This window comes from Siphonobacter curvatus, assembly GCF_002943425.1.
In the GTDB taxonomy this organism is placed as follows: domain Bacteria; phylum Bacteroidota; class Bacteroidia; order Cytophagales; family Spirosomataceae; genus Siphonobacter; species Siphonobacter curvatus.
This window is the reverse complement of sequence record NZ_PTRA01000001.1, coordinates 1,451,889-1,463,585: the sequence shown is the minus strand read 5'-3', so window position 1 is coordinate 1,463,585 and position 11,697 is coordinate 1,451,889. Positions and strand designations below refer to the sequence as shown.

Below are 11,697 nucleotides of genomic sequence, written 5' to 3'. Positions count from 1 at the left end.
AGTATTGAAGCTCCGCTAAACTCTTCTTTTCGAACGCTTGTTTGCTTACAGTGAAGAGATGTTGGAATGAAAGGAAGGATTTCCTTTCGCGGCGAAACGTGCACTGATTATCGATGGAAGACTACCAATTACATACCATGCCTAACGGCATACGGGTGGTACACAAACAACTTACGCATACGCAGATTGCTCACGTGGGCATCATGCTCGACATTGGTTCTAGGGATGAACTGCCACACCAACAGGGACTGGCTCACTTCTGGGAGCACATGGCCTTTAAGGGAACCGAGCGTCGTAGTAACTTGCAAATTATCAATCGACTGGAAAATGTCGGTGGGGAATTGAATGCGTACACAACGAAGGAAAAAATCTGTTTTCATGCTTCGGTTCTAACGGAGCATTTTGACAAGGCTCTGGACTTGCTGTCGGATATTACTTTTCATTCCGTCTTTCCGGAAAAACAGATTGAACGTGAACGAAACGTGATTCTGGAAGAAATTTCCATGTATTACGACTCGCCGGAGGATGCCATTCAGGATGATTTCGACGGACTTATTTTCGAAGGTCATCAGCTCGGAGCGAACATTCTTGGCGATGCGGAAAGCCTCAAGCGTTACAAAAAAGAGGATTTTCAAACCTTCATTGCTCAAAACCTGGATACGGAGAAGATTGTAGTATCGTCTGTAAGCAAGCTGCCTTTCAAGAAAGTCGTAGATCTGGCTGAACGCTTACTAAAAGATATTCCGGCCAGCAAAACCAACCGGGTTCGTCAGGCTCCTACCTTCTATCGGCCACAAAAGCAGGAAATGAGTCGCAACATGACTCAGGCTCAAATCGCCATGGGTCGGCAATCGTACGCGTTGAACGATGAAAAACGCCTCCCCTTCTTTGTACTATCGAATCTACTCGGCGGTCCGGGCATGAATTCTCGCCTCAATCTGTCCGTACGGGAAAAGTACGGTTTAGTCTACGGCATCGACGCTCAGTATACCCCGTTTACCGATACGGGTTACTTCGGTATTTATTTCGGAACCGAGCCGCGTCAGCTTAACAAAACGTTTTCCCTCATCCATAAGGAACTCAAAACCTTACGTGAAAAACAGTTGACCAGCCATCAACTACACGTAACGAAACAGCAGTTAATGGGCCAATTGGCCATGTCTGAGGAAGGAAACATGAGTTATATGCTGATGATGGCCAAAAGTTTGCTCGATATGAACCGTATCGAATCCCTTGAGCACCTTTTTGGTCACATCAAAGCCATCACGTCTCAACAACTCTGGGATCTGGCCAATGAGATGTTTACGCTCGATCAATTCAGCTACCTAAGCTTCCTTCCGGAAAATTGATTTTGGGTAGGAAAGTTGAAAAAGCCGGGAAGGTTTCCGGCAACTATCGTTAACTTGTGAAAAGGTTACCTTTTCGATTGATTTTTAGTTTATGCATTTTATAGTTCCAGAAATAGAGGCTTACGCGGAAGCTCACACCAGTCCGGAGCCCTCGTTACTGAAACGGTTGAACCGCCAGACACACGTTAAAATTCTGCATCCCCGGATGCTTTCCGGTCATTTTCAGGGCCGTATGCTTTCCATGATCTCCTGGATGATCCGGCCGCGTGTGGTACTGGAAATTGGAACGTACACCGGCTATTCGGCTTTGTGTTTTGCCGAAGGACTGGCCGATGATGGCAAAGTAATCACTATTGACATCAAGGCTGAGCTAGAGCCCTTCGTTCGGGAATTCCTGAATGAATCGGACTATAAGGATCAGATTGACTACCGGATTGGCAACGCCCGCGAAGTAATTCCTACCCTCGATGAAACGTTTGATCTCGTATTCATTGATGCCGACAAACCCAGCTATGCAACGTATTACGATTTGACCATCGACCGGGTTCGTTCCGGTGGCTGGATCATCGCTGATAATGTACTCTGGAGCGGTAAAGTGGCTCAAGCTGGGACTAAAGTGGACAAAGACACCCAATGCTTGCTAGATTTTAATGCCAAAGTACAGCAAGACGACCGCGTTGAAAACGTTTTATTACCAATTCGGGATGGGTTAATGGTAGTTCGCAAAAAATAATTTTCCATTTTTACCTGCTTGTATTTGCCCTCCCGCACCTTCCATCTATCGAAAGTCATCGCTTAACCATATCAACTATGATTAAAGGTATCATTACCGTTGCATTTAGTTTAGCTGTGAACGTTTCTGCTTCTGCTCAACTCTTTCAGGTGCCTTCCCGAGTGACGTTCAGCAACATAAACGTAAACTTAGAACCCGGAGCCCGCGATATCGTACAGACCGATGTCTACGCTCTGTTGGCCAACCGCACCACCATCAATACCCGTTTGGATCGGGCAGCCCTGTATTTCCCGATTATCGAGAATATCCTTTCGGAAGAAAACGTACCCAACGATTTCAAATACCTGGTATTACAGGAAAGTGGCTTGGCTCCCGATGCCGTATCGACTTCTAATGCGGTTGGTTTTTGGCAGTTTAAGAAAGAAACAGCTACGGATTTCGGCTTACGCGTGGATGACGAGATTGACGAGCGTAAGAATATTCACGCTTCCACCCGAGCCGCCGCTCGTTATCTGAAAAAGAATAACACAACGCTTAACAATTGGATTTCGACGCTGTACTCCTATTACCTGGGACTGGGCGGCATTCGTACGCTAGTACCCGCCGAGTGGAACGGAGCCCGTGAAATTACGGTCGACGAAAAAACGGATCGATACATTCTTCGTTGCTTAGCCCATAAGCTGGTCTACGAAAACGAATTACGCGGGTATCGTTCAGCTCAAACGCCTTTTTACGAATACAAAGCCAGCGGTGGCAAAAGCTTTACGCAAATCGCCGATCAACTGGGGGTAGATGAAGTAGAACTTCGTCGGTATAACCGCTGGGTAGGCGGCTCTAAAATCCCGCAGGATCGCGACTACGTCATGCTCGTCGTAGTGAACAATCCTTCGCAGCCCGGAGTAGCTTCGGCACAAGCGGGCCCTGCTACGGTCGCTCAACAAAGTACTACCGCCAGCCGTCCGACTACGACTGCCGTTCGCCGAACGAAACCGAAAGACCCAGAATTTCCGGTACTACGCCGTATTACGCCAACCAGCCGTCGCCAGTCCAACGGTCCTATCTTCTACGAAATTAACGGTAAAGACGGTATTCTGGCTCAGGAAGGTGATACCTACCAAAAGATCGCCGAACGGGCTGATATTCGTCCTAATCGCTTCCTGACCCGGAACGATATGGAAGAGAGCGATGCGATCCAGGCGGGCAAAGTGTATTACATGCAGAAAAAGAATAAGAAGGCGGCGGTTGCCTACCATACGCTACAGCATGGACAGACCCTGTGGGATGTTTCGCAGATGTACGGTATTCGTCTGTCGTTTTTATTGAGAAAAAACCGGATTAAATCAGAGTCTGAAGCCGTTCAACCGGGCCGCGTTTTGTGGTTACAGAAAACCCGTCCCTGCAAAACAGCCATTGAGGTAGTACCACTGCCCGATCCGGAACAACCTAAAGAAGCAGAACAACCAGCCATCGAAGTAGCCGGGAAACCCGATACAGCGACGACCAGACAACCGGAAGTAGCGGTTAACATACCGACCACCACTACACCGCCCCAGCGGAATTCGGGTCGGGTGGTACTCGTCGATGAAAACGGACAGGTGGTATCCGGTAATCCATCCGCTAACCCCTCGGCACCTGCGAATCGGCCTCCCGTAACTACGAATCCTAACCCTACGACGCCGACCCCTCGTCCGGCCACGCGGGAACCACAGGTTGCGACTACGCCGCGTCCGGCTCCTTCGCGGAATACGTATCCCGTTACACCCGGTGAAACGGATGCTCCCGCTCCTACCACCCCTTCGCGTCAGCCCGTTACGCGTACTGAAAGCAAAGGCAGCTATCACGTCGTAGAACCAGGGGAGACTTTCTACGGTATTGCCCGGAAGTATGACCTCAAACCCAGCGATCTGCGGGATTTGAACGGAATGACGACATATCCTGTACTCAAAACGGGTGACCGAATTTTGGTGAAGGGTACGCCAATGGCAGCTACTCGTCCGGCCAGCAAGCCCACTACAGCCGTTGCCGATGAACCTGTAGCAGCACGCCCTGCGGCGGCAGCGACTTCATACCATACCGTACAGCCGGGTGAAACGTTCTTTGCCATTGCCCGCAAGTACAACCTGACACCGGAAGAACTCCGCGACATCAATGGCCTGACGGAAATGCCCCGGGTAAATGTGGGTGATCGCTTTGCGGTACGCTCGGGCGTACCTCGTCCCAGTCAGAGTGGTAGTCTGCCCGCGAACCGCTCGGATAACGCCTGGACGTATCACACGGTAGAACCGGGCGAAACGCTGTTTGGGATTGCCCGTAAGTACAAGGTATCCGCGAACGATCTTCGCCAGTGGAACAACTTGTCGGCCGAGGGAGCCATTCAGTCAGGACAACGTCTGAAAATCAAGAACAAATAATATTTGACGGTCCGAAGGAACGGACCACCCAGTGACACTGTTAATTTTGATAGCGGGAATTTTTTCCCGCTATTCTTTTTTAGTGGACGAACCCCCACAAAAACGAGCATGATACTCATTGATAATACCGTCATTTCGGATGACATCGCAGATCAGTATTTCGTCTGCGACCTGCTTAAATGCAAAGGAGCCTGTTGTGTGGAAGGCGACCTAGGTGCTCCCCTGGCTACCGACGAGCTAACTAAACTGGAAGAAGTATACGAACAGGTGAAGCCCTACCTTTCGGCAGATGGCATCAAGGCCGTGGAAGAGCAGGGCTTATACGTGGAAGATTGGGAAGGTGATTATTCGACACCCGTGATCGAAGGCCGTGAATGTGCCTATGCCATTTACGATCAGAAAGGAATCTTGAAATGCGGGATTGAACAGGCCTATCTGGATGGCAAGATTTCTTGGAAGAAACCCCTTTCCTGCCACCTCTACCCCATTCGCGTTACGAAGTACGATCAGTATGATGCGTTGAATTACGACCGCTGGCACATTTGTTCCCCCGCCTGTGAACACGGAGCGGCCCTGAAAGTACCCGTGTACAAATTCCTGAAAGATCCCCTCATTCGGGCCTACGGCGAAGCGTGGTACGAAGAATTATGCCGGGAAATTCAGGACAAACTGGAAGCCAACCAAACCAACTAGGTACTTGCTATGGCTTCCGATGCTTTCCAGGATATTTATGAAGTAGTCAAACTCATCCCACCGGGACGCGTGACCAGTTACGGAGCCATTGCCGAGTACCTGGGTTCGAAGGGCGGTGCCCGACTGGTGGGCTGGGCCATGAATGCCTGCCATACCATTCCCGACGTACCCGCCCACCGCGTAGTTAATCGCAACGGCATACTGACCGGGAAGCATCATTTCGGCGGCAATCGCATGCAGGAACTGCTTGAAGCCGAAGGCGTCCAAATAAAAAATGACCAGATCCAGGATTTTAAAAACCTGTTCTGGTCACCGAAGGAGGAATTACTTTAAGGGATAGTTGTTAGTTGATGGTTTTGGGTTGTTAGTATACTCAACCTAGATTTCCAAGAACTAACAACTATTCACTCTAGCTACAGTTGGAAGTTATTGACCTAGCTAATCCAAGTTCCCAATAACTTCCAACCATCAACCAATAACTATTCTATTTAAACCGCAAAGCTTTCGCCGCAGCCGCAGGTACGTGAAGCATTGGGGTTGTGGAAGACAAAGCCTTTGCCGTTCAGTCCGCCGGAGTATTGTAACTCGGTACCTGCCAGATACAGAATCGACTTTTTGTCGATCATCACGGTTACCCCTTTATCTTCAAAAATCATATCTCCCGCCTGGGGTTCTGAGGCAAAGTTCAGATCATACATCAGGCCTGAACAGCCGCCGCCTTTTACAGCTACGCGTACGCTGAAGTTTTCCGTCAGGCCATCCTGCCGACGCAGTTCTACAATTTTTTCAGCAGCTTCTTGAGATACGGTTACCATAGTTTTATCAATAAAAAGAAGAGATTCTCTTCGATTGTTGGTTTCTTCGGACAAATTTACTCTTGAAATCGGAACAGTGGTTAACCGGAATAGGTTTCTTCAGTACCTAAATTTCATTCGTTCACCCGCGATATTCCGGTTCGTATCCGGCGAATCCTCAAATCTGTACGTTCCTATGCATTACTACAATCACGTCATAGAAACCATTGGTAATACGCCGCTGGTTCGTCTCAATAAGGTTACCAAGGGCATCCCCGGTACTATTCTCGTAAAAGTGGAGTACTTCAATCCCGGCAACTCCGTCAAAGACCGCATTGCCCTACGGATGATCGAAGACGCGGAAGCAGCGGGCATTCTCAAACCCGGCGGTACCATCATCGAAGGTACTTCGGGTAATACCGGTATGGGACTGGCTCTGGCCGCCGTAGCAAAAGGTTACAAGTGCATCTTTACGATGGCCGACAAACAGTCGCAGGAGAAAATCAACATTCTGCGGGCCGTGGGAGCGGAAGTCGTGGTATGCCCAACGAACGTGGAGCCGGACGACCCCCGGAGTTATTATTCGGTAGCCAAACGCCTAAACCAGGAAATTCCGAACTCCTTCTACCCCAATCAGTACGACAACCTCTCCAACACGGCGGCTCACTACGACACTACCGGACCGGAAATCTGGACGCAGACAGGCGGTGAAATCACGCACTTTGCGGCAGGTGTGGGCACAGGTGGTACGATTTGTGGTACGGCCAAATTTCTGAAAGAGAAAAACCCGGACGTGGTAACGGTGGGACTGGATACCTACGGCTCGGTATTCAAGAAGTATAAGGAAACGGGCGAGTTCGACCCGAACGAGATTTACCCGTACCTGACCGAGGGCATTGGCGAAGACATTCTACCCCAAAATGTCGATTTCTCGCTGATCGATCATATTCTAAAAGTGACAGATAAAGATGCGGCCATTATGGCCCGTCGGCTATCGCGGGAGGAAGGTCTGTTTGTGGGCTGGAGCTGCGGTACCGCCGTGTACGGAGCCTTGGAATACGCCCGTGAACATTTGAAGGAAGACGACGTGATGGTAATTCTGCTCCCGGACCATGGCACGCGTTACCTGAATAAAATTTACAACGACAACTGGATGAAAGACCACGGGTTTCTGGAAAGTCGTTCGTTTGCCACGGCTCAGGATCTGATTCGCATTCGTCCGCGTAGTCGCACGCTGATTTCTTTGCCCCAGCAGGCCCGAGTGAGTGAAGCCATCCGCTTACTCAATCGCGACGGCATCAGTCAGATTCCGGTGGTAGACGAGTCCGGCAGCTTTGTGGGCAGTATTTCCGAATCGACGATTCTTTCACTACTAATTCAATCGCCCGACATTAAGGAAGTCCCCGTGCAGGAAATTATGGAGAAGCCCTTCCGCTTCGTGGGTCTGCACGACACCATCGATGTACTGGCCTCGCTCATCGACAAGGATAATAAAGCCCTGCTCGTTCGCGACGAGAGCAACGGCATCCACATCATTACCCAGGCCGATTTGCTCCTGGCGATGACGAACTAGCGTACCATTTACAACCCGTTCTGAAAAGGAAGTGAGAGCACTCGCTTCCTTTTTTAGTGTTCAGCAACGAGTACCATCTACCAAAGGCAAAAAATTATCAAAAATTTTCCCGGAGTCGAAGCTTTGAAAATGAAGCATCTACGCGTTGAAACTCACAAAAAGCCCAATCCAAAGGTATTTTTTTTCACGCTCCCTCTTGACACAGGCCCCAAAAACTACTACTTTTGTGCTCACAAACAGAGGGTTGGCGGAGTGGTCGATCGCGGCAGTCTTGAAAACTGTTGACTGTAACAGGTCCGGGGGTTCGAATCCCTCACCCTCTGCAAATCTTGAAAAAGACTTGATTTTGACCAAACCAGCCCTTCAAAGCTGGTTTTTTTTATGCCTTTTCTTGCCTGAGTCCTAGGCTTTACCCTGCGTTTTCGGATATCCTACTGGCACCTCCCTTTTTCGCAACTGGCACCCCTTTAGCTGTTTTTCCGCTTTTTCATCTTACCAAATCTCATACATTGTGGGCGGCCTCGCCGGGCGTTCACGCTATGAAGTATTCAAAAATGGAAATTTCGTTTTTCCGCCACACTTCAAAAACTCCCGGTTATTCAACCCTATACTGTCAAATTTCAATGGATAACCGCACTTTAGAAATTGGCTCGACTGGAATTAAAATCCTTTCCGATCATTGGAATGGAAAACGAGTCAGCCAAGCCGACCCACTAGCCCAATTTAAAAATGAAAAGTTGCTAATGTTCGAAATGAAGCTAACGGCCATTTTCAACGATTTTTTCAGACTCGGTAAACCGTTTAACGTTGAGCACGTCAAGAAGACGTTTCGCAACCCTAAACGCACCTATACATTTTTGGAAGCCTTCAGCCGGTGGCATAAAGAAGAAATAGTAGAAAACCCTAATCTTACCGTATCCACAGCTGAAACGTATGACAAAGTGCGTAAAAAGCTGATTGACTTTCTTATTTCTGAAAAACAAGTAGATCTACCGCTGGAACTGTTCGACGTGGCGATGCTGAAAAAGTACCGGCGTTGGATGGAACGAACAAAAAAACATAAGCCCAGCTACATACGTAAGCATAGCCAGGTACTAAAGGCTGTAACCAAGTGGGCTCCCGGTGCTGGTATGGCTGAAGAAGACTTACTAGTAGGCTTTAGAGTAAAAAACGAAGCCTTAGAAGACCCGCTACACCTTACGCCAGAAATGCTGGAGGCCGTACGAACTTTCCAAACTGATAACGTAGCCCTTCAGGAAGTCGCCGACGTATTTTTCGTATACTGTAAAACCGGCTTTCACTATCAGGATTTAAAAGATATGGCCCGACTTGCCGAGTTTCGGGTTCATCTGGGCATTGACGATCAGGAATGGATTACGCACCCACGTGTAAAAACGAAGGTTAAAGCCAAATTACCTGTTTTTGATGAAGTCCGCCCGATTATAGATAAATACGGCGGCTGGGAGAAATTACCCATAAAGTCAAATAAAACGATGAACGACTGGCTAAAGGTACTGGCGGCTTATTTGAAGTTTCCAGAGCCTCTAGCTTCAAAATTGAGTATAAAAATAGGTCGTAAGACGTTTACGGACTGGGCACTTAATGAACTGGGCTTGACGAAAGAGGCAGTGGCTGTCATGCTAGGACGAAAAAGTACGCGGGGTTTGGAGGTTTACGGCAAGCCCGACGAACGCCGCGTAGCTCTGGAATTAGGTCGTTTGAAGCCGAAAGAGTATAAACTTGTTAAATGATCGTTAATTAACTGATAAACAAGACCCGGAAGGCCAAAAAAGGCGACCGGACAAGTAAATTTGTTGGTCGCCTTCTGGCTGAAGGTGAACGGTTGCTATTAATACTCATAATGGTAACTACTTAAAAATGGAAAAGGTTGGCATAAATACCAACCTTTTTTTAAATTATATATATTCATATATTTTTTTGAAGTTTCTCAAATCTTATAAATTATTTGAATGCATTATCTCTTTATATGTCATGTTTTAATATATATTATTAACTAAATAAAAGCAGTCTAATTTATCTATTAAATAACTCTTCTACTTGTTCCCACTCAAAATAGTTTGGCTCATCATACTCAACTCTAATTTTTGGCCCAAAATCAGCTAATGGAATTGGAATATTTCTTAATAATTTGTATTCTAATAATAAATTTTTACCATTATCATTAGACCGCCAGCTACTACCTAAAGATGTATAAGAATTATAATATAGCAATAATTGTTCGTGAGCAGATAATTGGGCTCTCAAAGTCTTTATATAGTCTTTTTTATTATCTTCACTCAATGTAGAGTTTTCGACATAAGAAACAATATGATATAAATGTCTAAAATAATGCCCTAACCTTGACAAATGACCTGCAAAAGGCTTATATTTTGACATAAAAGTTATTTTCCTATCTAGTTCATCATTTAATTTCAAAATTATTTTCCCTGGCACTTTATCTTGTTCTTCAATATTAGCGAAATTATTAACCATTGACTCGCTCCATATCTCTTGTTTTTGTTCTAATCTCATTAGATAATTTATTAATAAATCTTTAAATCTAGGCTCTAGGATACTAATTATAACATCATCAGAGGTATTGCCAATGCCAAACATAAAAACTAGAAAAGAAATATTAGTCAATTCATTTTCAGATAAACAATATCTGTTTTCTACATTGATTACAGATAATTCATAATAGCAAAATCTAAATTCATTAAACATATACACAAAAGCTCTTCTAGATTTATACTCATCCTTAATTGAAATCTCTGCGATATTTTCTCTTAAAATAGATAAAAGGCTATAGAATCTATTTTCAAACTTGTCAATTTTGATTTCTTCATCTTGCTTATCAATTCTCTCATTCTGCTGAATATTGAATTTATACTGAACGAAAAAAGCTAAAAATGTCAAAACAGACGTTGCGATCCCAATAAATGGTGCTGTTATCCCGCCTATAGTATCACCAATTTGACCTGTTCCTGTAAAATCCATTCCCCCTATAAAAGACTTTTTAATAAGGAAATATGGCATACTAAGAATTAAAAAGGCACAAAATATTATTAAAACTGTCATACCTAGTGACATCATTTTAAATTCTTTTTTAGTAGCCATGTGTTCAGTTAAACCTCCAATTTAATTCGTTTTTACTTTTTGGATATTCAAATTGCTGCAATTCCTCAAGCTTAATATATTCAACCTTACTACCTTTTATAACTGTTTTGTATACAATACTAGCATATGCTACGTGACCATTTTTATCAAAAGCTAATTTAAGTTTTTGAGTCCAATTACCATTTAATGCACTAAAGAAAAGCTTATACGTTTTCTCTTGATGTCTATTTGCTAATACTTGTCCAATTATCCTCCCACTGCCTTTAGCCATATTACCTATACTAATATTTACCTGATAATTATCGTGCTGCTTAGCGAATTCTGCTACAGATTTTTTTCCATCATACGGTATCGTCTTGATATCATCATCGATTATAGATACAGTTAAATCATGCAATGGATATTCTCCCTTGTTATATACTAATATATCAACTAATTCACTACTATTGTTTCCAAAAATCATAGCAAATCAGTAACCATTTCCGCCCGTAATACTTTGAGATATTTCTTCGCTCTTAAGCCGTAAATCTTTTTGCAGTATCGCTATTTGCTCACTTTTTTCATTTATTTTTTTCTGTTGCTCTAATTGATCCTTTGACGAAGCATTAACCTTTTCTAAATTTAATTTTATCTCTTCATTCTTATCATTTAAATCTTTTTGTCTTTTTATAATATCATCTCTCATATCGTTTAATGACTTTTTTTGATTTTCAGCATCTATATCTTGCTGTATAGATGCTGACATGGAACCTATTGCTCCAACTAATGCACCTATAAAAACCCAAGTGGCAGGATTAGTGAGAAAATTTGCGGGCAATCTCTTGTAGATGCTAAAGTATAATATTGCACCGCTTAGAGCTCCTAGCAATATCCAAGGTGCTGGATTAGTAAACAAGTCTTTATAGGACATATCAGTAAATCTTAAAATATGGGCTACTAGGAATTTTTAAATATAAATCTCATTATCAGATTGTTAAAAAAGTTGCACTCTTTTTTATAAGCATTCTTTCATAACAATCTATTAATC

General features: G+C 44.8%; 11 protein-coding genes and 1 tRNA gene. 8 read left to right on the top strand and 4 right to left on the bottom strand.

The genetic code is table 11. The features are described from left to right. Positions 1–113: 113 nt before the first annotated feature. From C5O19_RS05910 to C5O19_RS05890, 5 genes are all read left to right on the top strand, one after another. The gene (locus C5O19_RS05910) at positions 114–1,349 is read left to right on the top strand and encodes a M16 family metallopeptidase (protein WP_104710501.1); all 1,236 of its coding nucleotides are present in this window, start codon (positions 114–116) and stop codon (positions 1,347–1,349) included. A gap of 91 nt (positions 1,350–1,440) precedes the next feature. Further along, a complete protein-coding gene (locus C5O19_RS05905) occupies positions 1,441–2,082 on the top strand; it encodes an O-methyltransferase (RefSeq protein WP_104710499.1) in 642 nt (213 codons plus the stop codon). 77 nt (positions 2,083–2,159) lie between these two features. Further along, positions 2,160–4,493 (top strand): LysM peptidoglycan-binding domain-containing protein, encoded by a 2,334-nt coding sequence (locus tag C5O19_RS05900; RefSeq protein ID WP_104710497.1) that lies wholly within the window; start codon positions 2,160–2,162, stop codon positions 4,491–4,493. A 108-nt stretch (positions 4,494–4,601) separates the two neighbouring features. Next, positions 4,602–5,186, top strand: coding sequence for a DUF3109 family protein (locus tag C5O19_RS05895; protein ID WP_104710495.1), 585 nt, complete (start codon positions 4,602–4,604; stop codon positions 5,184–5,186). A gap of 9 nt (positions 5,187–5,195) precedes the next feature. After that, a complete protein-coding gene (locus C5O19_RS05890; protein WP_104710493.1) occupies positions 5,196–5,519 on the top strand; it encodes an MGMT family protein in 324 nt (107 codons plus the stop codon). Between the two features lie 155 nt (positions 5,520–5,674). Here C5O19_RS05890 and C5O19_RS05885 read toward each other — a convergent pair whose 3' ends face one another. Continuing rightward, the gene (locus tag C5O19_RS05885) at positions 5,675–6,001 is read right to left on the bottom strand and encodes a HesB/IscA family protein (protein WP_094808408.1); all 327 of its coding nucleotides are present in this window, start codon (positions 5,999–6,001) and stop codon (positions 5,675–5,677) included. A gap of 175 nt (positions 6,002–6,176) precedes the next feature. Here C5O19_RS05885 and C5O19_RS05880 point away from each other — a divergent pair, with 175 nt between their 5' ends. From C5O19_RS05880 to C5O19_RS05870, 3 genes are all read left to right on the top strand, one after another. Next, complete coding sequence (locus C5O19_RS05880) at positions 6,177–7,553, top strand: cystathionine beta-synthase (protein ID WP_104710492.1); 1,377 nt, start codon at positions 6,177–6,179, stop codon at positions 7,551–7,553. 238 nt (positions 7,554–7,791) lie between these two features. Continuing rightward, positions 7,792–7,876: transfer RNA gene (locus C5O19_RS05875), tRNA-Ser, on the top strand. Between the two features lie 300 nt (positions 7,877–8,176). Then, positions 8,177–9,304: a phage integrase SAM-like domain-containing protein gene (locus C5O19_RS05870; protein WP_165795945.1), complete on the top strand. Its 1,128-nt coding sequence runs from the start codon at positions 8,177–8,179 to the stop codon at positions 9,302–9,304. A gap of 283 nt (positions 9,305–9,587) precedes the next feature. Here C5O19_RS05870 and C5O19_RS05865 read toward each other — a convergent pair whose 3' ends face one another. From C5O19_RS05865 to C5O19_RS05855, 3 genes are read right to left on the bottom strand one after another with little or no spacing between them, the layout of a single operon-like run. Further along, positions 9,588–10,670, bottom strand: a complete 1,083-nt coding sequence (locus C5O19_RS05865) for a putative phage abortive infection protein (RefSeq protein ID WP_104710488.1) — start codon at positions 10,668–10,670, stop codon at positions 9,588–9,590. Positions 10,671–10,674: 4 nt separating this feature from the next. Next, positions 10,675–11,133: a hypothetical protein gene (locus tag C5O19_RS05860; RefSeq protein WP_104710486.1), complete on the bottom strand. Its 459-nt coding sequence runs from the start codon at positions 11,131–11,133 to the stop codon at positions 10,675–10,677. A gap of 6 nt (positions 11,134–11,139) precedes the next feature. After that, positions 11,140–11,580, bottom strand: a complete 441-nt coding sequence (locus C5O19_RS05855) for a hypothetical protein (RefSeq protein WP_104710484.1) — start codon at positions 11,578–11,580, stop codon at positions 11,140–11,142. Positions 11,581–11,697: the final 117 nt, after the last annotated feature.

What these genes read in the sequence shown, in the direction of transcription:
- C5O19_RS05910 (WP_104710501.1), top strand. Translation starts at nt 114, where the DNA reads ATGGAAGACTACCAATTACATACCATGCCTAACGGCATACGGGTGGTA.
- C5O19_RS05905 (WP_104710499.1), top strand. Translation starts at nt 1,441, where the DNA reads ATGCATTTTATAGTTCCAGAAATAGAGGCTTACGCGGAAGCTCACACC.
- C5O19_RS05900 (WP_104710497.1), top strand. Translation starts at nt 2,160, where the DNA reads ATGATTAAAGGTATCATTACCGTTGCATTTAGTTTAGCTGTGAACGTT.
- C5O19_RS05895 (WP_104710495.1), top strand. Translation starts at nt 4,602, where the DNA reads ATGATACTCATTGATAATACCGTCATTTCGGATGACATCGCAGATCAG.
- C5O19_RS05890 (WP_104710493.1), top strand. Translation starts at nt 5,196, where the DNA reads ATGGCTTCCGATGCTTTCCAGGATATTTATGAAGTAGTCAAACTCATC.
- C5O19_RS05885 (WP_094808408.1), bottom strand. Translation starts at nt 6,001, where the DNA reads ATGGTAACCGTATCTCAAGAAGCTGCTGAAAAAATTGTAGAACTGCGT.
- C5O19_RS05880 (WP_104710492.1), top strand. Translation starts at nt 6,177, where the DNA reads ATGCATTACTACAATCACGTCATAGAAACCATTGGTAATACGCCGCTG.
- C5O19_RS05870 (WP_165795945.1), top strand. Translation starts at nt 8,177, where the DNA reads ATGGATAACCGCACTTTAGAAATTGGCTCGACTGGAATTAAAATCCTT.
- C5O19_RS05865 (WP_104710488.1), bottom strand. Translation starts at nt 10,670, where the DNA reads ATGGCTACTAAAAAAGAATTTAAAATGATGTCACTAGGTATGACAGTT.
- C5O19_RS05860 (WP_104710486.1), bottom strand. Translation starts at nt 11,133, where the DNA reads ATGATTTTTGGAAACAATAGTAGTGAATTAGTTGATATATTAGTATAT.
- C5O19_RS05855 (WP_104710484.1), bottom strand. Translation starts at nt 11,580, where the DNA reads ATGTCCTATAAAGACTTGTTTACTAATCCAGCACCTTGGATATTGCTA.